The 25,927-nt window shown below is 70.0% G+C and carries 20 protein-coding genes; 4 read left to right on the forward strand and 16 right to left on the reverse strand.

All coding sequences use genetic code 11. From position 1 onward, the window contains the following. Positions 1-172: 172 nt before the first annotated feature. Positions 173-1,915, reverse strand: a complete 1,743-nt coding sequence (locus F8271_RS11655; RefSeq protein ID WP_151489710.1) for a hypothetical protein — start codon at positions 1,913-1,915, stop codon at positions 173-175. 315 nt (positions 1,916-2,230) lie between these two features. Between F8271_RS11655 and F8271_RS11660 the strand changes: the two genes are divergently transcribed. Next, positions 2,231-2,572 (forward strand): helix-turn-helix transcriptional regulator, encoded by a 342-nt coding sequence (locus F8271_RS11660; protein WP_151489731.1) that lies wholly within the window; start codon positions 2,231-2,233, stop codon positions 2,570-2,572. A 264-nt stretch (positions 2,573-2,836) separates the two neighbouring features. Here the strand turns inward: F8271_RS11660 and F8271_RS11665 are convergent, their stop codons facing one another. The 6 genes from F8271_RS11665 to F8271_RS11690 form a co-directional block, all read right to left on the reverse strand. Continuing rightward, positions 2,837-5,227: an RICIN domain-containing protein gene (locus F8271_RS11665; protein ID WP_225854439.1), complete on the reverse strand. Its 2,391-nt coding sequence runs from the start codon at positions 5,225-5,227 to the stop codon at positions 2,837-2,839. A gap of 73 nt (positions 5,228-5,300) precedes the next feature. Next, positions 5,301-6,152 (reverse strand): sugar phosphate isomerase/epimerase, encoded by an 852-nt coding sequence (locus F8271_RS11670; protein ID WP_151489711.1) that lies wholly within the window; start codon positions 6,150-6,152, stop codon positions 5,301-5,303. Between the two features lie 7 nt (positions 6,153-6,159). Then, positions 6,160-7,341: a substrate-binding domain-containing protein gene (locus tag F8271_RS11675; protein WP_225854441.1), complete on the reverse strand. Its 1,182-nt coding sequence runs from the start codon at positions 7,339-7,341 to the stop codon at positions 6,160-6,162. Between the two features lie 11 nt (positions 7,342-7,352). Continuing rightward, a complete protein-coding gene (locus F8271_RS11680) occupies positions 7,353-8,336 on the reverse strand; it encodes an ABC transporter permease (RefSeq protein ID WP_192580252.1) in 984 nt (327 codons plus the stop codon). Between the two features lie 2 nt (positions 8,337-8,338). Continuing rightward, positions 8,339-9,313: an ABC transporter permease gene (locus F8271_RS11685; RefSeq protein ID WP_151489712.1), complete on the reverse strand. Its 975-nt coding sequence runs from the start codon at positions 9,311-9,313 to the stop codon at positions 8,339-8,341. 55 nt (positions 9,314-9,368) lie between these two features. Next, positions 9,369-10,880: a sugar ABC transporter ATP-binding protein gene (locus F8271_RS11690; protein ID WP_151489713.1), complete on the reverse strand. Its 1,512-nt coding sequence runs from the start codon at positions 10,878-10,880 to the stop codon at positions 9,369-9,371. A 523-nt stretch (positions 10,881-11,403) separates the two neighbouring features. Between F8271_RS11690 and F8271_RS11695 the strand changes: the two genes are divergently transcribed. Continuing rightward, positions 11,404-14,952: a ThuA domain-containing protein gene (locus tag F8271_RS11695; RefSeq protein WP_151489714.1), complete on the forward strand. Its 3,549-nt coding sequence runs from the start codon at positions 11,404-11,406 to the stop codon at positions 14,950-14,952. Between the two features lie 116 nt (positions 14,953-15,068). Here F8271_RS11695 and F8271_RS11700 read toward each other — a convergent pair whose 3' ends face one another. The 7 genes from F8271_RS11700 to F8271_RS11730 form a co-directional block, all read right to left on the reverse strand. Then, positions 15,069-15,947: an amidohydrolase gene (locus tag F8271_RS11700; RefSeq protein WP_151489715.1), complete on the reverse strand. Its 879-nt coding sequence runs from the start codon at positions 15,945-15,947 to the stop codon at positions 15,069-15,071. Beyond that, positions 15,944-16,705 carry a 2-dehydro-3-deoxy-D-gluconate 5-dehydrogenase KduD gene (kduD, locus tag F8271_RS11705; protein WP_151489716.1) on the reverse strand — a complete coding sequence of 254 codons (762 nt, stop codon included), beginning with the start codon at positions 16,703-16,705 and terminating at the stop codon, positions 15,944-15,946. Before kduD ends, F8271_RS11700 begins: the two co-directional genes overlap by 4 nt. Further along, positions 16,702-17,727 (reverse strand): zinc-binding dehydrogenase, encoded by a 1,026-nt coding sequence (locus tag F8271_RS11710; RefSeq protein WP_151489717.1) that lies wholly within the window; start codon positions 17,725-17,727, stop codon positions 16,702-16,704. The genes kduD and F8271_RS11710 overlap by 4 nt, the downstream gene beginning before the upstream one ends. 114 nt (positions 17,728-17,841) lie before the next feature. Continuing rightward, a complete protein-coding gene (locus tag F8271_RS11715) occupies positions 17,842-19,062 on the reverse strand; it encodes a mandelate racemase/muconate lactonizing enzyme family protein (protein ID WP_151489718.1) in 1,221 nt (406 codons plus the stop codon). Between the two features lies 1 nt (position 19,063). Next, positions 19,064-19,891 (reverse strand): carbohydrate ABC transporter permease, encoded by an 828-nt coding sequence (locus F8271_RS11720; RefSeq protein WP_151489719.1) that lies wholly within the window; start codon positions 19,889-19,891, stop codon positions 19,064-19,066. Continuing rightward, on the reverse strand, positions 19,891-20,871 hold the full coding sequence (locus tag F8271_RS11725) for a carbohydrate ABC transporter permease (protein ID WP_192580253.1): 981 nt from the start codon (positions 20,869-20,871) through the stop codon (positions 19,891-19,893). The genes F8271_RS11720 and F8271_RS11725 overlap by 1 nt, the downstream gene beginning before the upstream one ends. Positions 20,872-20,875: 4 nt before the next feature. Then, positions 20,876-22,138 (reverse strand): ABC transporter substrate-binding protein, encoded by a 1,263-nt coding sequence (locus tag F8271_RS11730; RefSeq protein ID WP_151489720.1) that lies wholly within the window; start codon positions 22,136-22,138, stop codon positions 20,876-20,878. A gap of 146 nt (positions 22,139-22,284) precedes the next feature. Between F8271_RS11730 and F8271_RS11735 the strand changes: the two genes are divergently transcribed. Next, positions 22,285-23,049, forward strand: coding sequence for a FadR/GntR family transcriptional regulator (locus F8271_RS11735; RefSeq protein ID WP_151489721.1), 765 nt, complete (start codon positions 22,285-22,287; stop codon positions 23,047-23,049). A gap of 72 nt (positions 23,050-23,121) precedes the next feature. Here the strand turns inward: F8271_RS11735 and F8271_RS11740 are convergent, their stop codons facing one another. Further along, entirely contained in the window at positions 23,122-24,507 is a 1,386-nt protein-coding gene (locus tag F8271_RS11740; RefSeq protein WP_151489722.1) for an RICIN domain-containing protein, read from the reverse strand. Positions 24,508-24,849: 342 nt separating this feature from the next. Between F8271_RS11740 and F8271_RS11745 the strand changes: the two genes are divergently transcribed. Further along, positions 24,850-25,176 carry an L-rhamnose mutarotase gene (locus F8271_RS11745; protein ID WP_151489723.1) on the forward strand — a complete coding sequence of 109 codons (327 nt, stop codon included), beginning with the start codon at positions 24,850-24,852 and terminating at the stop codon, positions 25,174-25,176. Between the two features lie 21 nt (positions 25,177-25,197). Here the strand turns inward: F8271_RS11745 and F8271_RS11750 are convergent, their stop codons facing one another. Beyond that, positions 25,198-25,815 carry a VOC family protein gene (locus F8271_RS11750; protein ID WP_151489724.1) on the reverse strand — a complete coding sequence of 206 codons (618 nt, stop codon included), beginning with the start codon at positions 25,813-25,815 and terminating at the stop codon, positions 25,198-25,200. Positions 25,816-25,927 lie beyond the last annotated feature (112 nt).

Consider the following 25,927-nt stretch of genomic DNA (forward strand, 5'->3'; position numbering starts at 1 on the left):
TGGCTCACCGGCAGTCCTGAAGAGGCCTTCGACTTCGTCTACGACATCCACATCGGCACCATCACACCCGGACCCTGACCGCACCCGTCACCCATCAACCCCCGACGGACTTCCGGCTCGGACCACTAAGCACCGCGTACCCGAAGTGGGGTTGCTCGCCCCGAGCTGTCGCTCAGGGGCGCCCGACCTCAGCCGACTCGGTGTTGGAATTGGACCGACGTCGCACCGTCTCCGCCCCCGCCCCCGCTCGCGGCTCCGCGTCGTCGCGCCGGCGCTGCCGGGGTCGCGACACTGGTCGCTGCTCGGTGGCCCCTTCCCCGGCGTCGATGGCCGCACCGGGTGGCGTGACCCGGCTCGCCGCGGCGTCCACGAGATCCGGCAGGTCCCGCCCGACCACCAGGGGCAGCTCCCGGGTGTGCGCGGCGAGCGGTCCCGCCTCCCCCGCCGGGTCGGCGACCCGGGCCACCCGTGCCCGTCCGGTCGCGGTTCGCGGCGCTGCGGCGCCGCGCGTCGTCGCGGGCCGCACCGTGGCGGACGGGTCCACCAGGGCCACCGGAGCGTCCGTCGCCGACGGCGTCTCCGCTCGGGTGGCGTCGGGTCGATCCGCTGTCGTGCGCGTGGCTCTGCGCGGGGCGGCCGCCGGCAGGAGCGGGGCGAGTTCCGCGTGCAGCGCGGCCCAGTCCGAAGCGCGGGGTGGGTCGGCCTGGTCGGCGGCCGACGCGGTCCGTTCCGTGGTGTCGGCGCGTGTCGTCTGCTGAGCGCCGCGGTCCGACGTCGACCGGGACCGCCGCGCCGGCGGTCGCTCGACGCCGTCCGCCGTCGGCTCGGTGGGCTGCAGAGGCTCGACGGTGTCCGCGGGCGGCACGGCAGCGGCGCTCGCGACCGCCGTCGGGGTGGCGGGGCGAACCACCGGCGCGGAGGGCGTGCCAGGTTCGAGGGTCGTGGCCGTGGGCGGCTCGGGGGCGCGAGGAAGCAGCCGCTCCGGGGCGTCGGCGAGCAGCCGCGCCGCCGATGCCAGTGCGACCGGGTCGGGTTGCCGGGACCGGCGCCACCGCCGCCGACGGCCGTGCTTCGGCAGGTTTCCGGCCAGCACCCGCGCGGGTGCCAGATCGGCCGCGATCAGCGCGGTGAGCCCGTCGTAGTCCGCGTGCTCGGCCAGCCGCCGGGCGATCTCGTCGAGGTCGTACACCGCCACGGCGATGTCCGCGGTGGTGGCGTCCAACGCTCGGGTGATCTTGCGGTGCAGCACCTTGCTGAGCGCGGCCTGCCGCCGTTCGGCGCGGATCTGCGCGCGGGCGGCGTCGAGCGAGCCGTACAGGCCGAGGCCGTAGTCGGCCTTGGCCAGCGAGCGGGCACGACGGGTCAGCCACGGGTGGCGCAACCAGTGCCCGACCGGTTCGTACGCCGGCGTCGTGGGTGGCAACTGCCGCCGGGCGCGCAGCCGGTCCCGCCGCTGGTTCTCGGTGTTCATCAGCCACACCAGATAACCGAGCAGGGACATGCCCGCGTAGAAGCCGCCTTCGAGGTGGTTGCTGTGCGCCAGCCAGTTGAAGGCGACGGCGGCGACGGCGATGCCGGCCGACAACACACGGGACAGGATCGCCTGTTCGCCGAGCCGGCGGCGCAGGTCGGCGTTCGCCAGCACCACCACGCCACCCAGCTCGAGCGCGCCGACGGCGGGCAGGGCGACGTACCACGGCATGTCGAGTCGTTCCATCGCGCCGGACACCTGACCGCCGAGGGCGATCAACAGCACGACGACGTAGAACCCGGTACGCACGACGGCGACCCGCCGCACCGCCCTGGCCAGTTCCCCGTCCCACGCCTCCGGTGGGTCGGCGGCGGACCCGCCGCCGCGTACCCCGTTGATTGAGCTTCCGCCGGTCATCTGGCTCCGGTCCGGTTCCTGGAACACGCCGAGCAGGTTCCTCTCTCACTCCGACCACGGCCGGACCGGCGCCGCGGCCGCCCCGTCCGGCGGAGTCGCGCGGCGAGTCGTACCAGAGCCGCGCTCCGGCTGCCGCCCGTCGTCCGCCGCATGCTACAGGTTCCGGGCCACGGATCGTGACGACAAGTCCATCGGCCGTCCGTACCGGTCGGCGCCCCACGCGGGCCTCGTGGCCGACATGGACAGCGCCGAATGACGCCTTCGGGGTAGAGGTGGCGGTTCCACCGATCTATTCGTGGTGTTGGTGGGACCATGGGGGACGTGGGAGCTGCGAAAACCGATATGCCTGCTATCTCGCCGCTGGTCGGCGAGCCGATCAAGCGCGTCGACGCCGAGCGACTGGCGGGGGTGCTGAAAGCACTCGCCGACCCGGCCCGGCTGCGACTTCTGAGCCTGATCCAGTCCGCTCCGGAGGGGGAGGCGTCGGTGAGTGACCTCACCGCACCGCTCGGCCTCTCTCAGCCGACCGTGAGCCATCACCTCCGGATCCTCACCGAGGCTGGCCTGATCGAACGCGAGAAGCGCGGCGTCTGGGCGTACTACAGCCTGGTGCCGTCCGCGATCGCGGCGATCGCCGACCTGTTGACGCCGCCGCGCAAACGGGCGACGAAGCGGGCCCGTTGAGCGCCTGACGGAGGACAGCCGCACGCTCCGCGGTCCGGACCGTCCCCTGCTCCTGGTGGCGCTCGGGGCCGCCGGTGGGATCGCCGCCGCCGACCGCGTCCCCTGCTGCCGTTGGTCGATCGTCGGCGAACTGACCGACCCCATCTCGGTGCGGTATCGGGCCGACACCGGGTTGTCCGTGGCCCCCGGCTGCCGCCGGCGCGACACCGGTCGGCGGATAGGCGGGACGCCCACCCGGCGTGCGCCGGGCGGGCGTCCCCCGGCTCAGCTACGCACCTGCCACTGCTGGTTCGTTCCGCCGTTGCACGACCAGAGGATGAGCTTCGTGCCGTTCGCCGTGGCGGCACCGTTCGCGTCCAGGCACAGACCCGACTGCACACCGGTGATCGTGCCGTTGGCGTTGATGGTCCACTGCTGGTTGGCCTGGCCGTTGCAGTCCCAGATCACCACCGTGGTGCCGTTGCTGGTGCCCTGGCCGGAGGCGTCCAGGCACTTGGTGCCGTAGACCATGAGCTGCCGGCTGGCGGTGGAGGTCCACCGCTGGTTGGTGGCGCCGCTGATGCAGTCCCAGAGCTGGGCCTGCGTACCGTTGGTGGTGCTGGAGCCGCCGATCTCGGCGCAGCGACCCGACTGCACGCCGACGAGCTGCACGTTCTGCGGGTTGGTGCTGCCGCCGCTCTGCACGCCGGCGGCGTTGATCACCGTCTGCGCGCCCGACGGCCAACCGCCGCTGACCGTCACGTTGCCGTTGACGACGTTGCCGCGATCACCGTTGGTCACGTTCGTGCTGCCGTTGGTCGACCAGTTGTTGGTGACGGTGAAGTTGCCCATGTTCTCGGCGTACCAGTAGTTGGCGGTGGCCCAGGTGCCGGTGGAGGAGAACACGTTGTTGCGGGCGGTGTAGTAGCGGGATCCCTCGTCGAAGTAGAGCCCGAACCAGCCGTTGGTCCGCAGGCAGTAGTTCTCGTTGATGGTCCCGCCCGGGTTCGCCGACAGCGTGTAGATGCACCCACCGTCGGTCATCTGCTGCATCACGTCGTGTACGTAGTTGCCGATGACCTGGTTGTTGGCCGCGGTGGTGGCCGTCGTGTAGCGCGGCTGGTAGTTGTACAGGCCCCGGTTCGCGTAGTGCTGGCTACCGCCGGCGTCGTTGGCGCCCCAGCCGTAGCCGACCGACAGACCGGTGTACGGCATGTTGTAGACCTCGTTGTGCGAGACCAGCGAGGTGTTCACGTAGGTGGTCAGGATCGAGACGACACCTCGGTACTCCAGGCCGAGATCGTGCACCCGGTTGTTGCTGATCGTGATGTTGCGGTTGACCATCCGCTGGTCAGCAGGGTGGTGGGCGTCGGCCCGCACGCCGCCGACCACGATGCCACCGGCGGAGTTGCGGGCGATCTCGGAGCGGGTCACGGTGATGGCGCTGGCGCCCAGGCCGACGCCGCTGGCGTGGGCGTTGGCGTCGTTGCCGATGCCGATGGCCGTCTGCCCGAGGTTGACGAACTGGGAGTCACTGAAGCTGATGGTGTTGGCCGCGGAGACCTGCACGGCGGCGGGCATCTGGTTCCAGCTCGGCCGGGTGGCCTCGAACAGCGGGCAGCCCTCCTGGCAGGAGGTCAGCGCGTCGGACGGGCGGGCCCAGGTGCCGGTGATGTGCGCGCCGGTCTGCTGGTCGGCGAAACCGTTGCTGCTGCTGGGGCCGAGCCAGCTGGTGCCGGTGAACGTGATTCCGCTGAACGAGATGTGGTGCGCGGGCGCGTCGTAGGTGCCGCCGACGTTGACCAGGGACTGCAGCTGCGGCAGCTCCACGCTGACCGAGCTCATGCTCTGCCCGGCGAGCGGGATGTAGTTGAGCTGGCCGGTGCCCGGGTTGAGATACCACTCCCCCGGCGAGTCGAGAAACTCGTACGCGTTGGCCAGGTAGAACGGACCCGCGCGGTGCGGACGGGACAGGGTGTCGAACCCGAAGGTGTTGTTGTTCCAGGCGGGCTGCTGCATCGTCAGGACGTTCCCGCTGATGCTCTGCACCGGCGAGTACCGGTCGGTGAACGAGCCGACGCTCTCCACCTCGACCCGGTTCTGGTTGCCGAGGTTGTTGAGGTAGCTGAGCGCGCTGTTGCTGAACCGCATGCCGGTCGTGGTGAAGGTGAAGTCGGCACGGTTGACGGCGGTACGCGCGCGGGTGGCGACGGCCCCGTTGACGTAGAGCTGACGGGAGTCGAGCCCGGCGGGCACGGTGGCCCGCCAGATGTTCTTCCCGGAGTCGACGAGCGTCCAGCCGGTGACGGCCCGGGCACCGGTGATCGTCGGACGGGCGCCGGCGGCGGCCCGCCAGATCACCTGGTAGCCGTTGGTGCCCGAGTCGGCCGCGGTGAACCGCATCGGCGACGAGAGCCGGTAGGCGCCGTTCGCCAACTCCACGACGATGTCGCCGGACATCGAGCTGTTGATTCCTCGCACCGCGGTCTGGGCGGCGCTCAGCGAACACGGTTGGCTGGCGGAACAGGTGGTGCCGGAGCCGGAGGGTGACGCGTAGAGGGTGGTGGTGGCCGCGAGAGCCGGGGACGCCGAGGCGGTCACCGCGACCAGGGCGGTGACCGCTGTCGCGGCGGCGCCGGCCAGCAGCCGGCGCGGCGGCGGAATGGGCGAGGACACGGGACGGTGCTCCTGACATGAGGGGGCGGTGGTGGAACGCCTCAACGAGGCGGGGTCGGCGCTCGGCGGGAGGTCAGGTGAGCACCTCCCGCAGGTAGCGCAGGCCGTCGGTGGCGAGACGGTCCTGCGAGGGGGCCAATGGCCGCCAGATCGCCGCGGCGGTCGCGATGGTCTCGTTCTCCGCCGTGAACGACTCGATGCAGACCGCACCCCGGTAGCCGGTGTCGCGCAGGACGGTGAAGAACCGGGGCCAGTCGAAGTGATCCGAACCGGGAGCACCCCGGTTGGTGCCACTGACCTGGACGTGCTTGATGTGCCCGCCGGCGACGGAGAGGGCCGCGTAGGGGTCGGCCTCCTCGATGTTCAGGTGATAGGTGTCGATCATGATGCCGACGTTGGGCGGTAGGCCGTCGATCAGCTCGACCGTCTGCTCGATCGTGTTGACGACGCTCGTCTCGTAGCGGTTCAACGCCTCGACACCGATGCTCACGCCGGACTCCCCCGCCTGCTCGGCCACCGGCGCCAGAGCCCGCCGGAACTCCGCGTAGCAGGCCGCGCGAGCCGTCGGCGACATCCGCCAGGTGCGGCCGACGGAGGCGTACACCGGACCGCCGACGCACGGCGCGCCGACGGCCGCCGCGCTCGCCACACACCCCATGAGGTACGCGACGGTCGACTCCACGACGGCCGGTGCGGCGTCCACCAGGTCCCGCCCGGGCGGGGTGACCGCGCAGACGCCGGCCGCGGCGAGGCCGTGCGCGGCGAGCAGATCCCGGGTACGGATCGGATCCCAGTCGCCGGGCTGCTCGATCGGCAGTTCGACCGCGTCGAAGCCGAACGCGGCGATCCGTGGGATCAGCTCGGCGAGGGCCTCGTCGTCGACCGGCGAGACCCAGACCCAGGGGTTGACGCCGATGGCGTACACCGCGGCCCTACTTCCAGCGCTGGGGATAACCGGGCAGGTCGGTGCAGCCGCACATCGCGTAGTGCAGTGGCGGCATGTTCGCGTCGAGATACCGGTCCAGGTTGTCCTGGGTGATGGTCGGCTGCGGCAGCTTCCACGGGTTGGACACCTGCTGCCCGTCCAGGATCCGCAGCGCGGCGATGATCGGCGTACGCCACTGGTAGGTCGGGTAGGTCGGCGCGATCGCGGTGAGGTTCTTGTCCTTCCAGACCTTCAGGAAGTCGAGCTGGTCCTCGCCGTTGATCGGTGGCACGGGCTTGCCGGCGTCCTGGAACGCCTCGACCGCCGCGACGGCCACCGCTCCGGCATCCATCCAGACGCCGTCGATGGTGCCGTACCGCTGGAGGTAGTCGTCGACGATCTTCTTGGTCTTGGCCGGGTCGCCGTCGGTGAACTCGACGCCGACGACGTCCACCTTCGCCTTGTCGAACGCCACCTTCGCCGCCGACCAGCGGGTCTCCAGGACGTCGACGCCGGGCAGGATCCGCAGGGCGAGGACCTTGCCGCCGGGCTTCATCTTCTGGCTGACGAACTCGGCGCCGACGTGGCCGAACCCGTACCCGCCGATCGGGTTGATGAACGTCACCGGACACTTCGTGTTGACACCACGGTCGAAGACGATGACCGGCAGCCCGGCCTGGCAGGCCGCCTCGACGGCCGGGGTGAGCGTGGCGGTGGTGTTCGGCGAGACGATGAGCGCGTCGCAACCCTTGCCGAGCAGGTCGTTGATGTCCGCGATCTGCTTCTGGTCCTTGCCCTCGGCGTCGACGTGCACGAACTCCTTGATGCGGCTCTTCTGCGCCTCGACCTCGGCCTGCATGGTCTTGAACCCGACCTGCCGCCACGGGTTGTTCAGCGCCGCGTTCGAGAAGCAGATCTTGTACGGACCGTTCTTCTTGAACGTGGCGGTGTCCACCATCGTCGGGTTGAGCACCTGCTCCCACGGCTTGTCGGCCGGGCCCGTCGGTGCCGCGTCGAGCAGCGCCAGCTCGCCGTCGTAGTCGGCCTGGACGAAGAACTTCGACTGCTCACCGGTGCCCGAACCGGCGGCGGAGGCGCTGCCCGAGGGGCCCGCGGCCGGTTCGTCGGTGGCGCAGGCGGTGAGCGACAGCAGGGTGAAGGCGGCCAGCGCCGCCATGGAACGTCGCACTATGGTTCCCCTTATCTCGACGAAGAACGCGCTGCCGAGACCGCCACGGCGAGCAGGATGATCGCGCCCTGGACGGTCGACCTGAGGGCGCCGGAGACGCCGTAGAAATTCATGAGGGCGAACAGCAGTTCGAGGGTCAGCGCGCCGAGCATCGCGCCGACGACCGAGCCGCGACCCCCACCCAGCGCGACACCACCGAGGACGACCGCGGTGATGGCGCCGAACTCCAGGCCCGCGCCGGCCTGGAACGACACGCCGCTGTAGCCGCCCAGGAGGATCGCCGCCACCGCCGCCGCGAGGCCGCTGAGGATGAAGGCCATCGTCCGGGTACGCCAGACGCGTACCCCGCTCAGCTCGGCGGTGCGCGGGTTGTCGCCGACCGCGAGCAGCGTCCGGCCGAAGTCCGAGCGCATCACCAGCACGGCCAGCGCCGCGAGGACCAGCAGGACCAGCAGCGCGTACGGCACCCGGCCGAGCAGCGGCACGTCCTCGACGGCCCGTCGGCCGAAGCGCCGGAACTCCTCGGAGAGGCCACCCTTCGGGGCACCGTCGGACCACAGGTACACCGCGCCGACGAGGATCAGGAACATGCCGAGGGTGGTGATGAACGACGGCACCCGCAGTCGCGTGGTGATCAGACCGTTGACCAGCCCGACCACCACGCCGAAGGCGAGCAGGAGCAGCACCACCGGCCACGTACGCGCCGGGTCGCCGTCGATCAGCCGGGCCGCCACGACCACCTGAGCGGTCACCAACGAGCCGACCGAGAGGTCGAACTCGCCCGAGACGATCACGAAGTACTGGCCGGCGGCGAGCAGGATGATCGGCGCCGAACGGCCGAGGAAGGAGATCAGCGACGGCGGGGCCAGGAAGTCGGGCTGCCGGACGCCGACGAGCACCAGCAGCACCGCGAGAATCGTGAGGATCGGCAGGACGCCCCCCGGACGGACCCGCGACAGCCGCAGCGGCAGCGTACGGCGCTGAACGCTCTGCATGACTAGGCAGCCGCCTTTCGCACGGCCCGGCGGGCGTAGACGGCGACCGCGGCGATGATGATGGCGCCCCGGATCACCTGCTTGAAGAAGGCGTCGACCTCAAGCTGGTTGAAGATCGCGTCGATGCTGGCGAGCAGCAGCACCCCGCCGACCGTGCCGACGACGCCGCCGCGCCCACCGGCAAGAGCGGTCCCCCCGATCACCACCGCGGCGATCGACTCCAGGTCGTAGAGGCCCTCGGTGCCCACCCGGGGCGCGCCCGACCCGAGCCGACTGGCGAGGTAGATGCCCGCCAGTCCGGCGCACATCGAGCACAACACGTGGGCGGTGACGAGGATCCGGTCGTTGCGGACACCGGAGAGCCGAGCCACCTCCGGATCCCCGCCGACGGCGACCAGATGGTGACCGAAGCGGGTCCGCGTGAGCACGAACCAGACCGCCCCGGTCACCACGACCAGCAGCAGGAACGACAGTGGCACCGGTCCGACGCGCTGATAGCCGAGAGACCGCACGAGCGTGGGCGACGTGGTGCCGGCCGGGCCGTCGTAGCCGTTGTCGAGGTATCCCTTGAGCAGCAGCCCGACGCCGAGGGTCGCGATGAACGCGTTGACCCGGAGCTTGGTGACGAACAGCCCGTTGAGCAGCCCGACGCCGGCGCTGACGGCCAGCGCCAGGCCCATCGCCGGCAGCACCGCGCCGTCGCTGCCGTTCATCGTCTCGGCGGCGACGAGTGTGCTGAGGCTGATCACGTACGCCACCGACAGGTCGAGCGAACCACCGAGGATGACCAGGGTCTGGCCGACGGCGACGAGCCCGAGACCGGCGGCGACGTGCAGCAGACTCACCGTCGTGGACTGGTTGAAGAGCTGACCGCCGTCGACCAGGACGACCAGCCAACCGATCGCGAGGGTGAGGGCCAAAGCCACGAACACCCCCGGTACGGGACGCCGGGCCGGCAGAAGCGACAGGGCGGTCACCGAAACATCTCCGTTCGCGACTGCGGGGCTCGCAGACCCGGCTCACTCCTCGCGCTCACGCGGCAGCCTCTCGTACGGTGCCGACCGCCAGGGCGACGACCTCCTCCTCGGTCGCGCCGGCGGGCAGCTCGCCGGCGACCCGGCCGTCGCGCATGACGACGATCCGGTCGCTCATCCCCAACAGCTCGGGCAGGTCGGACGAGATCATCAACACCGCCGCGCCGTCGCGGGCGAGGCGGCGGACGAGATCGTGGATGGCCGACTTCGCGCCGACGTCGATGCCCCGGGTCGGCTCGTCGAAGAGCAGGATCCGCGGGTTGAGCGCGAGCCAGCGAGCCAGGACGACCTTCTGCTGATTACCGCCGGAGAGGAAGCGGATCTCCTGGTCGTCGCCGGCACCCCGGATCTCCACGGCGGCGAGCAGCTCACGCGCTCGAAGCGTGCGGGCGGCGCGACCGGAGCGGGCCGCGAAGACGGCCCGGCTGGCGAGCAGCGCGTTGTCGAGCACCGACTGCCGGGGCACGATCCCCTCACCCTTGCGGTCCTCGGTGACGTAGGCGATGCCGGCCCGCATCGCGGTGCGGGGTGAGCGCAGTCGAACCGGCCGGTCGTCGAGCGTGACGTCGCCGGTCGTGAACGGCGACACTCCGAAGATCGCACGGGCCAGCGCGGACCGTCCGGAGCCCTGGAGGCCGCCGATGCCGAGCACCTCGCCGGCGCGCAACTGGAGATTGACGTCCCGCAGCTTCCGGTTGCCCACGTCGCGAAGGTTGAGCCGCACCGGCCCCCGGTCCTCGGGGGCCGCCCGGTCCGGGTAGTAGCTGGACAGCTCCCGGCCGACCATGTGCCGCACCAACTCGTCGGCGGTGGTGTCCGCGGTGTCCACCGTGGTGACCCGCCGGCCGTCCTTGAGGACGGTGATCCGGCCGGACAGGTCGAAGACCTCGGTGAGCCGGTGTGAGACGTACAGCAGGCCGATGCCCCGCTCCTGGAGCCGGCGCACCAGCCCGTAGAGCAGCTCGACCTCGTGGTCGGCCAGCGCCGCGGTCGGCTCGTCCATGATGAGCAGCCGTGCGTCCAGGGCGAGCGCCTTGGCGATCTCGACGACCTGCTGCTGCGCGACGCCGAGCCGCCCCACCCGGGCGTCGGCCGGCAGGGTGGTCTCGCCGATCGAGGCGAGCAGTCGGCTGGTGCGGTCGAGCATCGCCCGACGGTCGACCAACCCCCGGCGGACCGGCTCGTGCCCCAGGTAGACGTTCTCCGCGACGGTGCGCTCGGGCAGGAGGTTGAACTCCTGGTGGATGATGCCGACCCCGGCCCGCTGCGCGTCGCGCGGGCCACGGAACACGCGCGGCTCACCGGCGAGTTCGACGGTGCCCTCGTCCGGGACGTACCCGCCCGACACGATCTTCATGAGCGTCGACTTCCCGGCGCCGTTCTCACCGACGACGGCGTGGACCTCGCCCGGCACGACATCGAGGTCGACGCCGTCGAGAACGCGTACCCCGAGGAAGGACTTGCCGATGCCCCGCAGCGTGAGCAGCGGCGCCGGCCGTGGGTCTGACATCCAACAACCCTCACAGATAGTAGTTATCGACAGGTTCCAGCACCGCGGTCCGGCGGGTCCGAGGCATCGCACGGCGAACTTTCGTAGCCATCGACAGAGACTTATGTTCGCGCGTTGCGAACATTCCCTTGACATCGACGAAACATCACACGTATGAAGATAGATGTTTGGATGCGGGTCCGCAATCCTCGACCGGGGCTGATTGCCAGGGCCGTCACTCGATCGACAGTGGCACCGCTGCGATCGGGTCGATCGCGTGCGACGTCAACCGGGCACGACGTCGGACGTCACTCCATTCATTGACACTCATCTATTACTAGCTCATCCTGGCCTCGTGGACCACGGGACGAGAACCACAGCCGACATCACGCTGTGTGACGTCCTGCGGGTCTGACTGCCGTTTCGGCGAACGGCACGAGGACAGACCAGCGCACTCGTTCCCCGCCTGCGTACGGGCACAACCCGACGCACCCGCGGGGTCCGTGGTCGCACTCGTAGGTGCTCGCCCAATTGAGGAGACGGCATGCGTCGCAACACATTGATCATGGCAGTGATCACCGGCCTGTTACTGGCGCTCGGACTCGCCCCGCCAGCGTCGGCGGCCCCGGCCTTCCGCGCCCTGCTGTTCACCAAGACCGCCGGCTACCGGCACGACTCGATCCCCGCCGGGATCAGCATGTTCCAGCAACAGGCGGCGGCGAACAACTTCGAGTTGGTGGCGACCGAGGACGCGAGCGTCTTCACCCCGGCCAACCTCGCGACCTTCGACGTCATCATCATGTTCCAGACCTCCGGCATGGTCTGGACGTCGGCGGCCCAGCGCCAGGCCGTGGAGGGTTACCTGGCCAGCGGCAAGGGCATCGTCGGCGTGCACAACGCGACCGACATGGGCATCGAGTCCGAATATCCGTGGTGGGACCAGACCGTCAACGGCGGCGCCCACATGCCCGAGCACTCCCCCGGCGTGCTGGCCGGCACCGCCATCGTCGCCGACAAGCAGCACCCGTCGACGGCCGGCCTGCCGGACCGTTGGAGCCGCAGCGAGGAGTGGTACAACTTCGACACCAACCCGCGCGGCAACGTGCACGTGCTGGTGACCGCCGACGAGCGCACCTACAACCCCGGATCCCGGGCGATGGGCCCGGACCACCCGATCTCCTGGTGCCGCAACACCGGCGGCGGACGGGTGTGGGCCACCGCGATGGGCCACGCGATCGAGTCGTACAGCGAGACGAACTTCCGCAACCACGTCCTGGGTGGCGTCCGGTGGGCCGCCGGCAACGTCCCCGGCGACTGCGGCGGCACCGTGTGGGGCAACTTCGAGAAGCGCACCCTCGACGACAACACCGTCGACCCGATGGCACTGGCCGTGGCGCCGGACGGACGGGTCATCTACGTCCAGCGCGGCGGACAGGTGAAGATCTTCAAGCCCTCCACCAACAGCACCGTCACCGCGGCCACGCTGAGTGTCTATACCGGAGGCGAGGACGGCCTCACCGGCATGGCGCTGGATCCGAACTTCGCCAGCAACGGGTACGTGTACCTGTACCACTCGCCGGCGAGCAGTACGACCGACGTCAACCGGGTCTCCCGCTACACCCTCAGCGGCGACACGCTGAACCTGTCCAGCGGTGTGACCATCATCGACATCCCGGCGTACCGTGACCGGACCTTCCCGGAGCCCGGGCACACCGGCGGTTACATCGACTTCGGCCCGGACGGCAACCTCTACATCGGCACCGGGGACGACACGCCGCCGAACCTGGACCCCAACTGGCAGGGCTACGCCCCGCTGGACTGGCGCTCCGGCAAGGCCAACCTCGACGCCGCCCGCAGCGCCGGCAACACGAACGACCTGCGCGGCAAGCTGCTGCGGATCCGTCCCTCGGCCAGTGGCGGCTACACCATCCCGACGGGCAACCTGTACCCCCAGGGCACGGCGCAGACCCGTCCGGAGGTCTACGCGATGGGCTTCCGCAACCCGTTCCGCTTCTCGATCGACCCGGCCAACGGCTGGGTCTACCTGGCCGACTACGGGCCGGACCGCAACCCGCCCACCACCAACCGGGGCCCCGAGGGCCTGATCGAACTCAACGTGATCAAGTCAGCCGGCAACTACGGCTGGCCGTTCTGCCACGGCGACAACCAGCCCTACGCGCCGTTCAACCCGGACACCGGTGTCGTCGGCGCGAAGTTCAACTGCAACGCACCGGTCAACAACTCGCCCAACAACACCGGTCTGACCAGCCTGAAGCCGGTCGTCGCACCGAACATGTGGTACGGCTACGGCACCTCACCGACCTTCCCGGAGCTCGGCTCCGGCGGCTCCGCGCCGATGGGCGGGCCGGTCTACCGGTACGACGCGGCGAACCCGTCCGCGACGAAGTTCCCGCCCTACTACGACGGCGTGCACTTCTTCTACGAGTGGTCGCGCAGCTACATCAAGGAGGTGCACTTCGACTCGGCCACAGCGGTGACCCGGACCAACCCGTTCCTGCCGGGTGGTGGGTTCAACAAGCCGATGGACATGGAGTTCGGCAAGGACGGCTCGCTCTACCTGCTGGAGTGGGGCACCAACTTCGGCGGCGGCAACAGCGACTCCGGGCTCTACCGGATCGACTACATCCAGGGCGGCCGGTCGCCGATCGCCAAGGCCACCGGCACACCCACCAGCGGCACCGCGCCACTCACCGTCCAGTTCAGCAGCGCCGGCACGGCCGATCCGGACCCGGGCAACACCCTGAGCTACCTGTGGACGTTCGGCGACGGCACCATCTCGACGGCCGCCAACCCGTCGAAGGTGTACACCGCCAACGGCAACTACACGGCGCAGCTGAAGGTCACCGACAACACCGGCAAGACCGGCTTCGCCAACGTCCAGATCACCGTCGGCAACAGCGCGCCGGTGGTCACCATCACCACACCGGGCAACGGCGGCATGCTCACCTTCGGCGACCGGGTGTCGTACCAGATCACCGTCACCGACCCGGACGGCGGAACGGTCGACTGCTCGAAGGTGGTCCTCAACCCGGCGCTGGGGCACGACGACCACGCGCACGAGACCACCGAGTATCCGGGCTGCTCCGGCACCATCTCCACGGACCTGCTCGGCGGGCACCCGGACGGCGCCAACCTGTTCTACGTGCTGAACGCGCGCTACACCGACAGCGGTGGCGCGGGCGGCGCGGCCCCACTCACCGGCACCGCGCAGGCGATCCTTCAGCCCAAGCACAAGCAGTCCGAGTACTTCAGCAGCCAGTCGGGCATCCGCGTCGTCGACCAGGCGGCCGCGGAGAGCACCAAGCGCGTCGGTGACATCTCCAACAACGACTGGATCGCGTTCAACCCGATGAACCTGTCGGGCATCTCCACGGTCAGCTACCGGCTGTCGTCCCCATCCGGTGGCGGCTCGATCGAGCTGCGCGCCGGCTCGCCGACCGGCACCCTGCTCGCCACCACACCCGTGCCCAGCACCGGCGGCTGGGACAACTACCAGTCCACGGCACCGGTGAGCGTCTCCGCCATCGGCGGAACGCAGACGCTCTACATGGTGTTCAAGGGCAGCGGCAACAACTGGTTCGACCTCGACTCGCACACCTTCGGGGGTGCCGGCGTCGGCGTGCCCGGCACCGGCACCGGTGTGGCGGGGAAGACCTGGACGCTCACCGCGCAGCACAGTGGCAAGCTGATGGACGTCAGCGGCGTCTCCACCGCCGACGGCGCCCAGATCAACCAGTGGGCGGCCACCGGTGGCAACAACCAGAAGTGGCAGGCCGTCGACGCGGGCAGCGGCGCGGTCTACCTCAAGGCCGTGCACAGCGGCAAGTGTGTCGAGGTGATCGGCGGCTCCACCGCGGCGGGTGCCTTCCTCCAGCAGGCCACCTGCAACAACAGCAACCAGCAGAAGTTCACCGCGACGGCCACGGGGACGTCCGGGGTCTACACGGTGCGCAACGTGCTGAGCGGGCTCTGCGTGGACGTCAACGGTGCCGCCACCACCGACGGCGCACGACTGTTGCAGTGGACCTGCCACAGTGCCACCAACCAGCAGTGGCGGTTCACCCAGGTGTGACGCAACCGCGACCACCGCGGTGACGACGCCCCGGTCGGGGCCGGTGTCCGACGATCGGAGCCGGTCCCGACCGGGGCGTCACCGTAGCCGCAGGCGACGCGGAAGCGTCGGCGATCTCACGGCGCGGTCAACCCGTAGACGCGACGCGCCGTGTCGCCCCAGATCCCGGCCCGGTCACTCCCGTGGCGGCCGCCCACCATCTCCGTCAGCGCGTCCACCCACCGCTGGTACGAGCTGGCGAGCAGGCACACCGGCCAGTCGGAGCCGAACATCAGCCGGTCCGGTCCGAACGCGTCGAGCGCGTGGTCGACGGCCGGTCTGAGGTCGTCCGTCGTCCAGTGTGACCGCTCCACCTCGGTCACCAGGCCGGAGAGCTTCGCCGTCGTGTTGGGCGAGGCCGCAAACGCCCGCAGGTCTCCGATCCACTCCGTCAGCTCCGGACGGCCCAGCGCGGGCTTGCCCAGATGGTCGAGGACGAAGCTGACCTCCGGCAGGTCGTACACCAGCCGCGTGGCCATGGGGAGCTGGTGCTGGCGGACCAGCAGATCGAAGACGAGGCCGGCGGCTCCCACCGCCGCGATCCCCCGGCGGACGTCCGGGCGGTCCAGGTACGCCGGGTCGGTCTCGCCCTGCACGAGGTGCCGGATGCCGACGAGGCGGTCGCCGCCCCGCGCGGCCCGCAGGCGCGCGATGCGCTCGGCGGTGTCGTCGGCCGTCAGGTCCACCCAGCCGACCACCCCCTGGACGAGGCTGTCGTCGGCGGCGACGCCCAGCAGGTGCACCGTCTCCGCCTGCGAGGCGATGGACTGCACGACGACGGTCGCGGTGACCCCGGCCGCCCGGGCCAGCGGCGCGAGGTCGACGGGCTCGAAGTCGGCGTCGATGGCCGCCATGGTCACGGGGTCGATCCACGGCTGCGGGTGCCGCGCCCGGACCCAGAGGTGGTGGTGCGCGTCGACGATCCCGGCCCGCCCGGGTGCCTGCCCGGCCGTCATCGGCCGAGCCAGCCGCCGTCGACGGGCAGCACGACGCCGTTGACGTAGTCCGACGCGGCCGATGCCAGGAACACGGTGGCACCGCCGAGATCGTCGGCGCGACCCCATCGGCCGGCCGGGATCCGGGCGAGGATCGCTGGTTCACGGTCGGGATCGTCGCGCAGTGCCTGGGTGTTGTCGGTGGCGATGTAGCCGGGGGCGATGGCGTTGACGTTCACGCCGTGTGCCGCCCACTCGTTCGCCAGCGCCCTGGTGAGCCCGGCAACGCCCGATTTCGAGGCGGCGTAGCCGGGGACGGTGATGCCGCCCTGGAAACTCAGCAGCGACGCGGTAAAGATGATCTTGCCGTGGCCGCGCTCGACCATCGTCCGGCCGATCTCCCGGCTCAGCACGAACTGACTGCTCAGGTTGACCTCGATGACGTGGTCCCACATCTCGTCCGGGTGCTCGACGGCCGGGGTACGGGCGATCGTGCCGCCGTTGTTCACCAGGATGTCGATGGGCCCGAGCGCGGTGAGGTCGGCGGCCAACCGGTGCACGGCCGCCCGGTCGCCCAGGTCCGCCCGCAGGGCGGTGAACCGGCGGCCGGCGGCACGCACCCGGCGTTCCACCTCACTTCCGTCCGCTTCGAGGTGCGCGGAGACGCCGACGACGTCGGCTCCGGCCCGGGCCAGCGCCTCGGCCATGGCGAGGCCGATGCCGCGCCGGGCCCCGGTCACGACGGCGGTCCGTCCGGACAGGTCGAAGAGTGTCGTCACCGGTTGTCCTCCCGCAGATCGAGCAGCACCTTCATCACGCCGCCGCCCTCCAGCGCCGTGAACGCGGCGGTGGCCGCCTCGACGGGCTCGACCCGGGAGATGAGCTCCCGCGCCGGGATGGCGCCGGAGGCGACCAACCGGATCGCCTGGACCATGTCGTCGCGCTGGTAGAGACGGGCACCGAGCAGCTCCAGTTCACGCCAGAAGAACCGGTGCAGGTTGACCTCGCGGGGCTTGGGATGGATCGCCACCATCACCAGCCGGCCCCGGGTGGTGAGGACGTCGACCGCCGTGGCGACGCCCGGGGCGGAGCCGGAGACCTCGAAGGCGACATCGGCGCCCGCCCCGTCGGTCCGGTCGTTGACCAGCGCCACGACGTCGGTCGTACCCGGATCGACGGCCTCGACCCCGATCCTGCCCGCCACCTGGCGACGGAACGGGTCCGGTTCGACGAGGAGCACGCGCGCGCCGCGGCCCTGCGCGACGGTGGCGATGAGGACCCCGACCGGTCCACCACCGACCACGACGACCTGGTCGTCGGCGGTCACGTTGCCCCGTCGGACGTCGTGCACCGCGACCGCGACCGGCTCGACGAGCGCCGCGTGGTCGAGCGGCAGGTCCGCGGGCAGCGGCAGGACCAGATCCGCCGGCACGGTCCAGGACGACTGCATCGCCCCTGGCGAGTCGATGCCGAGGAAGTTCATGTCGTGGCAGATGTGGGAGAGCCCGCGCCGGCAGGCGGCGCACCGTCCGCAGGGCCGGGTCGGCAGCACGGTCACGGCCTGGCCGACGGTCCAGCCGGTGACGTCCTCGCCGACGGCCGCGATCCGCCCGGACATCTCGTGTCCGATGATCGCGGACGCGCCGACCCGCGCGTCCATGTCCCCGTGGTAGATGTGCAGATCGGTGCCGCAGATCCCGGTGTAGGCCACCGCGATACGCACCTGGCCGCGCCCCGGTGCTTCCGGGTCACGTTCCTCGATCCCGAGGTGCCGCGCCCCCCGGTAGACGACTGCCTTCATCGATCCTCCGTCTCGGCGGTCGGTACGCCGTTCGTCCCGACCGGGCGTGGTCGTGGGTACACCGCCGTGGCGGGGCACCCACGCTCCCTGTTCTGGTGGTCAGCTCACGCCGTCTCAGCGGCGCGCGGTGGGCGACACCTCGTGGTGCGAGTTCAACGGCACCACGGGGACCTTCCGGGCGGAGATGCCGTCGACGGCGGCCAGCAGCCGCCGTCCGGCCCGCTCCGGCCGGACGTTGGGGCTCTCGGCCGTCTGCACCTGCGGGCGACGGTTGGCCGTCCGGATCCGGTCCTCGTCGACCCGCACACCCAGTCCGGGTGAGTCGCCGAGGACGAACGCGCCATCCTCGACGTGCAGGTCGATGGAGACGCCGACCGGTGGATGCAGATCCTGCAACTCGCTGGTCAGGTGGTTCGGCACCGACGTCGCGGCGTGCAGCAACCCGACCGGGCTGTTGCCGATCGGACTGACCGGCAGGTCGTAGGCGTGCGCCAGGGCGGATGTCCGCAGGAAGTGGGTGACCCCCCAGACGGCCGCCATCTGGACGATGTCGACCGCGCCGGCGGCGATCAGCGGCCGGTACTGTTCGAGCCCGGTGAGGTTCTCCCCGGTGGCGACCGACGCGCAGATCCCCCGGCCGACCGTCGCGTGCCCCTCGGCGTCCCAGCGCCGGACCGGCTCCTCGATCCAGATGAGGTCCAGGCTCCGTTCGAGTTCGCTGACGTGCCGGACGGCCTGCTTGCGGGTCCACGCCTCGTTCACGTCGAGCATCAGACCCGGCCGCAGCCCGTGCCCGGCCTCGGTCAACACGTCCCTGACCAGACCGAGGCGGTGCCGGTCACGCTCGATGTCGAGACCGCCCTTGAGCTTCGCGGCCCGCAGGCCGTGACTGGCGTAGACCTCGTACTCGGCGACGAGTTCGTCGTCGGTGAGCCCGATGTCCAGGCCGGAGGCGTAGGCCGGGACTAGCCGGTCACGTCCGCCCAGCAGCCGCCACAGTGGCTCGCCGGCGGCCTGCGCCTTGATGTCCCACAGGGCGGTGTCCAGGGCGCCGATGGTGCCGAACACCGGGCCCGCGTGACCGGCCTTGAAGGTGTGCCGCAGCATCCGGTCGTAGAGGGTCGTGACGGCGCGGGGATCTTCGCCCTCGATGGCCGCGAAGATCCGCTCGATCTCGACGTGTGGCCCGAGGCCGACCCCCGAGATGCCCTCGTCGGTCTCGACGATGACGATCGACACCGGGACCACCCCGTCGGCGAAGACGCCGTTGGCATCGCCGACTGGCCGCCCCCATTCCTGGACAGTGGCGAGTGTCCGATATCCAATGATCCGCATGTCAACCCTTCGTGGAACCGGCGGCTACACCGTCGGCGATTTGGCGCTGGAGGAACAGGTAGACCAACAGGACGGGTATCGCGGCGATCAGAACTCCCGAGGCGAAGGTCGGGATGTTGTCGGAGTACTGCCCGCGCAACGAAGTCACCCCGATCATCAGCGTCCGGTGCTCGGCCGAGGGCATCATCACCAGCGCCATGAGGACGTCGTTCCAGCAGAACAGGGCGTTGAGGATGCCCACCGACAGCAGCGCCGGAGTGCCCAGCGGCAGCATGATCCGCCGGTACACGCCGTAGACGGTGTTGCCGTCGATCCGCGCGGCGTCGACGATCTCCTTCGGGATGCCCCGGTAGTAGCTGGTCATCAGAAAGACGGTGAAGGGCAGGAACTGGGCCACGTAGACGAGCACCAGGCCGGGGTACGTGTCGATGAGCGCGGTGTCGGCCATGATCCGGGCGAGCGGCACCATGATCACCTGGAACGGGATGAAGAGTCCCGCGAGGCAGCCCAGGAACAGCGCCGACGAGCCGCGGAACCGCAGCTGGCTCAGAGCGAATCCGGCCATCGACCCGAACAGGAGCAGCAGGACCACCGACGACGTCACCACGAGCAGCGAGTTGGCGAAGTAGCGGCCCATGCCGACGCTCGTCCATGCCGTTTCGATGTTCTCCCACCGCAGGGCGTCGGTCAGGCCGAACCGGTCGAGGATGTAGTCCCGCCGGGTCTTCATCGCGACGTTGGCGGTGAACAGCAGGGGGTAGATCGTCGCCAGCGCGAGCAGCGACATCGGGATGGCGATCAGCCACCGTCCCAGGCGCAGGCCGGACATCAGTCCTCCCTCCCCGATCGTTCGAGCAGTTTGATCTGCAACAGCCCCACCACGAGCATGATCACGAAGAGGATCGTGGACGCGGCCGACGCGAGAGCCGGACGGTTCATCTGGCCCTGCTGGATCCAGATGTAGTACTCCGGCAGGTACGTCGACCCCTCCGGCCCGCCGTTGGTCATGACGAAGAGCAGGCCGAACATCGAGGTCAGCATGCCGATCATCGTGGTCACGAAGACGAACTGGATGGTGCGGGAGAGGCTCGGGACGATCACGTGCCAGATGACCTGGGGCAGCGAGGCGCCGTCCACCCGGGCGGCGTCCAGGAGCGCCGCGTCGAGAGTGGCGAAGCCGGCGAGGAACACCACCAGGGCCATGCCGAAGGTGGCCCAGATGTGCACGCCGACCACCATGAACATCGCGATGTCCGGGTCACCGAGCCAGTCCACCGGTCCGACGCCGAACGAGCCGAGGATGGCGTTGAGGGGGCCGTCGAAGGCGAGCAGCAGGTTGAAGATCGCGCCGACGATGACCGGGGACAGCACCGCGGGGAAGAAGTAGACGCTGCGGTAGAAGCGGTGACCGGGCACCCGGAGGTAGATGAACGTCGCGAGCAGTCCGGGGATCGCCACCGCCACCGGAAGCAGCACCACCAGCAGTCCGACGTTGCTCAGGGCGGTCCGGAACAGGTCGTCGCCGAACAGCTCGCGGTAGTTGCCGAATCCGACCGCCGTCCCGTTCTGCGCGCCGTCGCCGGTGAAGGAGAAGTTGACGCCGAGGATCAGCGGGTAGAGCCGCAACAGCACGATGATCAGGACGGCCGGGGCGACCAGGACGTAGGGGGCGAGGCGTTCGGCCCTCAGGTCCCCACCGGTGCGCCGGGGACGTGCGCCACCCCGATGTGCGGCGGGGGTGGCCCCCGGCCCGCCGGCCCGCCCGGCCGAAGCCGGACGGACCGACGATCGAGTGTTTCCGATCGGCACGTGCTCAGCCCGCCTGATCGGAGGCGGCCAACTGCTTCACCACCTCGTCGACGGTGATCGAACCGCTGAGCAGTTGCTGCGAGAGGCGCCCCATCAGGTCGATCGTCTTCGAGGAGAGCGCCACGTGCAGGGCGGGCTTACCGCTCTTCAACTCGCTGACGATCGTGGCAGCGGCCGGGCCGGCCTGCGACACGTCGATGGTGGTGTCGGCGACGATCGCGCCCGCGCCGGAGTAGAAGGCGTTGAGCGCCTCGGTCGACGTCAGCGAACGCACCAGGTCGGCGGCCACCTTCGGGTCCTTCGTCCACTTGGCGACCGCGTAGCCGATGCCCCCGTCGTACGGGAGGCTCGGGGTGGTGCCGGCGGTGACGATCGGGGCCTTCATGACGCCGAGCTTCTCCGGGGTCAGGAACTCGTTGAAGTCCTGCCAGTGCCCGACGTCCGACATGAGACCCATGACGTGGGCGGCCTTGCCGGACTGGAAGAACGCGAAGGAGTCGTTGAACATCGCGGTCGAGTTGGCACCGTCGCTGTTCATCTTCTTGTCCCCGGCCTCCTTCCAGAGCTGGAAGATCCGCTTGACGTTGGCCGAATTCCAGTCGCGCTTGCCGGCGATCCAGGCGTCGTACTCCTGGGCGGTGAGGGTGGTCGAGCCCAGGCTGGAGAGCCAGAACTGGATGCCGACTCCCTCCTTGTTGCCGAGGGCGAAGCACTTGGCGCCGGCCTTGGCGACGGCGGCGCAGTCGGCGACGAGCTTGTCCCACGTGGTCGCCGGGCTCGCCGGGTCGAGGCCGGCCTTCTCGTAGACCGTCTTGTTGTAGTAGATGGGGTAGCCCTGCAACGTCACCGGGCCGCCGTAGATCGTGCCGTCCTTGGTGAACGCGTCCCAGCCGGCCAGCCGCTGCTTGTCCTCGGCCACGTAGTCGGTGAGCGGCACGAGCGCGTCCACCCGGTCGCGGATCTGGCCCCCACCGTTGAACATCATCACGTCCGGGCCCTTGCCGGACTGGATCGCCGCGCCGAGCAGGGTGTAGTACTGATCGAAGGGCTGCGCGACGAATTCGACCGTGACATCGGGGTGCTTCTTCTTGAAGTCCGCCTTCGCTGTGTCCAGATAGGATTTGGCGAACGCCTCACCGGACTTGAAGTCCCATACCACCAGCTTGCCGTCAGAGCTGGTGGACTTACCCGAATCGCTGGCACTTCCACAGCCGGCCAAGGCCAGGCTCACAACGAGGACGGCCGACCATATTGCTCGCTGTCTCATCGGTTGTCACCTTTGAAAGTGGGGTGGCCGGCGGGCGTCCCGCGAGCCAATGTTGATCGGAACGTAACTCGTATGACGTGTGACGTCAATACTCGGTCGTACACTGATCCGGACGTCGTGCCACGGCGAGTCATTCGGAGGGGGACATGACGCCAGCGCAGGAGACAGCCCTGAACAACTCGGTGACCCCGGCGTGGGTGCGTCGACCGACCAACCTCGCCAGGGCGGTCACCGCCGAGCTGGTGGAGCGCATCGTCCGGGGCGTACACCCGTCTGGGACGTCCCTTCCCCCCGAGCCCGTCCTGTGCGAAACGTTCTCGGTCAGCCGGACCGTCGTCCGGGAGGCGGTGAAGATCCTTCAGGAGAAGGGTCTGGTGCAGGTCCGCCAGGGCGCCGGCACCATGGTCACCCCGGAGTCGCACTGGGACATGCTCGACGAGCTCGTCCTCGCGGCCACCATCGCCGTGGACGACAGTCTCGCCATACTCGACGACCTCGTCGTCACCCGGCGGGTGCTGGAGTCCGACATGGCGAACGTCGCCGCCCGCCTCGCCGACGCCGACACCGTCGAGCGGCTGCGCGCCCAGGTGGACCGGATGGACGAGCTCGTCGACGACCACGTGACCTACCACGAGCACGACCGCGCCTTCCACGACACGGTCATGCAGGCGTCCGGCAACCGCATCGCCCGCGGCGTCGTCCGCGCGCTGGAGAGCCAGGTCATCAACACGGCCCGCTACATGGGCCGGACCGAACGCTCCCTGTGCGTGGCGTCCAACAAGGGGCATCGGCGCATCTACGAGCGCATCGCCGCCCACGACCCGGACGGCGCCGCCGCGGCGATGTTCACCCACATCACCGAGGCGTGGCTGGTCCGGCGCAGCGGTAAGCCCGTCCGCCTGCAACGCTGACCCTCGCCGACGACGACGCGGCGCCCACCCCCGGACCCGGGAGCGGACGCCGCCATCTGACGCGAACCGCCGTCACGAGAACTGCGAGAAGAACCTCCAGATCTCACCCTTGGTCCAGGTCGTGATGCCGCTCTCGGCGTAGGTTCCGTCCACCGGTCCCGGCATGTGGCCGTTGTCGAACGCGGCCCACTGCACCGGGTACCCGGCCCGGCAGCCGGAGTAGGTGGTCGTGATGTGCGCCCGGCTGCCCGCCGCCGGCTCGGGCGGGTTCTGGGTGGTGCAACCGTTGTTCCGGACGAACGTGTCGCGCAACGCCCTCCCCTGGGAGATGTTCAGGACGTTGTCCGAGATGCCGTGCAGCCCGAAGTACGCGATGGGCTGCGTGCCGCCGCTGCACCCGCTGATCTGCGCGCCGGAGATGACCGCGACGGCCCGGAAGACGGTGGGCCGCGCGCAGGCGACCGCGTAGCTCATGCCGCCACCCCAACTGAACCCGAGGGCGAAGCGCTGCCTGGGGTTGACGCAGAGGGTGCTCTCGATTCGGCTGATCATGTCGTCGACGAAGGTGATGTCCTCGCCGCCGGAGTTGCCCCAGCCGTTGCCGAATCCTTGGGGGGCGACCAGGATCGCGCTGTTGTTCGACTGCTCCTGCTGCCCGTAGTAGGACCACGCGGTTCCGCTGGTGCCGCCGGAGGAGATCTCCTGCATGGTGCCGCCCCGCCAGTGGAACGCGAAGATCAGCCGGTAGGGGTTGCTGTTGTTGTAGTTGGTGGGCACCCGCAGGATGAAGGTCCGGCTCTTGCCGTTGCTCTGGATCGTGTGCGTGCCGCTGGACAGCGTCGGCGCCTTGCCGCACCCACTACCGCCCGACGGTGGCGGGTTCCCGCCGTCGGTGGGGACGAGCTGCCACTGCTGGTTCGTCCCGTTCCAGTCGGAGTACTGCACGATGTTTCCGCCGTCGGCGGTGGAGGCGCCCTGCACCTCCACGGCCTTGCCGCTGTGCCGGCTGATGAGCCGGACGTACCCGCCGTCCGAGTCGGCCAGCCGGAACTGCTGGTTCGTGCCGTTGAGGTCGGCCCACTGCACGATCGCCCCGCCGTCGGCGGTCGAGAAGTTGCTGACGTCGAGGACCTTGCCCGAATGCCGGGACTTCAACCGGTAGTAGCCGCCGCCCGAGTCCACGAACTGCCACTGCTGGTTCGCGCCGTTGTTGCGCGTCCACTGGCTGATCCGCGCACCGTCGTTGGTGGCCGATCCGTACAGGTCCAGCACCTTGCCACTGTTGCGGTTCACCAGCACGTACCAGGCGTTGGTGTCCACGGTGGCCGCCGCCGCGGGCGCCGTGTCGACCGCGACGAGCATGCCGGCGGTCATGACCGCGGCCGCCGCCGCGGCCAGTGCCGACCGCCAGCGGTGTCTCGGTGCGGAGGCGGGACGAGCCTCAGCGATGGACTTCATGGTCCACTCCTTCGATCGGGGTCACCCACGGGCGCAACGCTCGCGCGTGCCCTGGTGTGTGTGCCGGCGTCCGGTGGTGGCGTCAGCACATGGGGGTGTGGTGCGGGCGGGATGCGGCCGGGCCCGTTCGGAGCGCGGCGGCGCATCCGGGCTCCCGGCGGCCCGCGCGACCCGCGAGTCAGAAGTTAGCGTTCACAACGTCATACGTCAAACGATTCGCATCGATATACTTCACCCGATTCAGCGGTCCCAGGGGCGGGTGGGTATGGTCGCGGCGGCCGGACGGGACGAGCGTGGTCGCGGCTCCACGCGACACCGGTGCGACTATCGCGGAGGCGTGAGATGCGGCGACACGGAATGGTCATCCGGCTCCGACCGGAGCACCGGGAAACCTACCTACGGCTGCACGCCGCGGTCTGGCCCGCCGTCGAGGAGACACTGCGGCAGGCGAACATGCGCAACTTCACGATCTTTCTCCACGACGACCTGCTGTTCGGCTACTACGAGTACGTGGGCGACGACCACGAGGCCGACCAGGCACGCATCGCCGCCGACCCGCAGACGCAGGAATGGTGGACGTTGACCGAGCCGTGCCAGGAGTCGCTGAGCCCGGACGGCGGGTGGACTCCGGTGCCGGAGATCTGGCACCTCGCCGACAAGGACGCCTGACCGCCGCCGCGTCGGCACGGGTCACTCGGGCAGCTTCGCCCCCGACTGCTCGCTCACCATGTACGTCGCGTACCAGTCGGGCCAGTTGTCGTCCCTCGTACCGGTGCGCTTCTCGTGCTCGCCGTGGGCCTCGGCCGCGCGTCGCAGCGCGCTCGCCAGGTCGCTGTCGGAGGTGTACGACGTCCGGCCTCCCTCGACGCGGCCGGGGAGCCTGCTCGTGATCTCCTGCACGAGCCAGGTGTTGCCGTCCGGGTCGTGGAACGTGGCGCGCGAGAAGTAGCTGCGGCGCTCGGGATCCGGCCCGTCGACCGGCCCGTCCGGGCTGACGTGGAAGACGCCGCTCACCTCGACGCCGGCGGAGACCAGGGCGTCGCGCGCCGCCTCGATGTCGGACACCACCAGGTACGTCGTGGCCGAGCCGGGTGTCGCCGACGTGAGCTGGGCGCCGAACTGCACCGAGCAGGCGGAGCCGTGCGGGGTGAACTGGACGATGCCGGGCGGAGTCTGGTCGAGTCGCCACCCGATGCTCTCGTAGAACCCCTTCGCCCGGTCGACGTCCGCCACCGGGATGACGACAACCTCGACCTTTCCGTCGAGGCTCCGCACACTCGCGTCGCCCCGTGTGGCCTTCGGACTCATCGCGGCCTCCTGAACTGGGTGCGGGCGCCGTCGTCGGCGATCACCGGCTGCGCTCGAGCGTCGGCGGTAGGGCCGCAGCGGCGTACCCGGTGTGGCTCGTCCCATGCGGGCC

It is taken from the genome of Micromonospora sp. ALFpr18c (genome assembly GCF_008868155.1).
In the GTDB taxonomy this organism is placed as follows: Bacteria; Actinomycetota; Actinomycetes; order Mycobacteriales; family Micromonosporaceae; genus Micromonospora.

What these genes read in the sequence shown, in the direction of transcription:
- F8271_RS11740 (WP_151489722.1), bottom strand. Translation starts at nt 24,507, where the DNA reads ATGAAGTCCATCGCTGAGGCTCGTCCCGCCTCCGCACCGAGACACCGC.
- F8271_RS11735 (WP_151489721.1), top strand. Translation starts at nt 22,285, where the DNA reads ATGACGCCAGCGCAGGAGACAGCCCTGAACAACTCGGTGACCCCGGCG.
- F8271_RS11720 (WP_151489719.1), bottom strand. Translation starts at nt 19,891, where the DNA reads ATGTCCGGCCTGCGCCTGGGACGGTGGCTGATCGCCATCCCGATGTCG.
- F8271_RS11745 (WP_151489723.1), top strand. Translation starts at nt 24,850, where the DNA reads ATGCGGCGACACGGAATGGTCATCCGGCTCCGACCGGAGCACCGGGAA.
- F8271_RS11700 (WP_151489715.1), bottom strand. Translation starts at nt 15,947, where the DNA reads ATGACGGCCGGGCAGGCACCCGGGCGGGCCGGGATCGTCGACGCGCAC.
- F8271_RS11715 (WP_151489718.1), bottom strand. Translation starts at nt 19,062, where the DNA reads ATGCGGATCATTGGATATCGGACACTCGCCACTGTCCAGGAATGGGGG.
- F8271_RS11680 (WP_192580252.1), bottom strand. Translation starts at nt 8,336, where the DNA reads ATGCAGAGCGTTCAGCGCCGTACGCTGCCGCTGCGGCTGTCGCGGGTC.
- F8271_RS11695 (WP_151489714.1), top strand. Translation starts at nt 11,404, where the DNA reads ATGCGTCGCAACACATTGATCATGGCAGTGATCACCGGCCTGTTACTG.
- F8271_RS11660 (WP_151489731.1), top strand. Translation starts at nt 2,231, where the DNA reads ATGCCTGCTATCTCGCCGCTGGTCGGCGAGCCGATCAAGCGCGTCGAC.
- F8271_RS11730 (WP_151489720.1), bottom strand. Translation starts at nt 22,138, where the DNA reads ATGAGACAGCGAGCAATATGGTCGGCCGTCCTCGTTGTGAGCCTGGCC.
- F8271_RS11690 (WP_151489713.1), bottom strand. Translation starts at nt 10,880, where the DNA reads ATGTCAGACCCACGGCCGGCGCCGCTGCTCACGCTGCGGGGCATCGGC.
- F8271_RS11750 (WP_151489724.1), bottom strand. Translation starts at nt 25,815, where the DNA reads ATGAGTCCGAAGGCCACACGGGGCGACGCGAGTGTGCGGAGCCTCGAC.
- F8271_RS11710 (WP_151489717.1), bottom strand. Translation starts at nt 17,727, where the DNA reads ATGAAGGCAGTCGTCTACCGGGGGGCGCGGCACCTCGGGATCGAGGAA.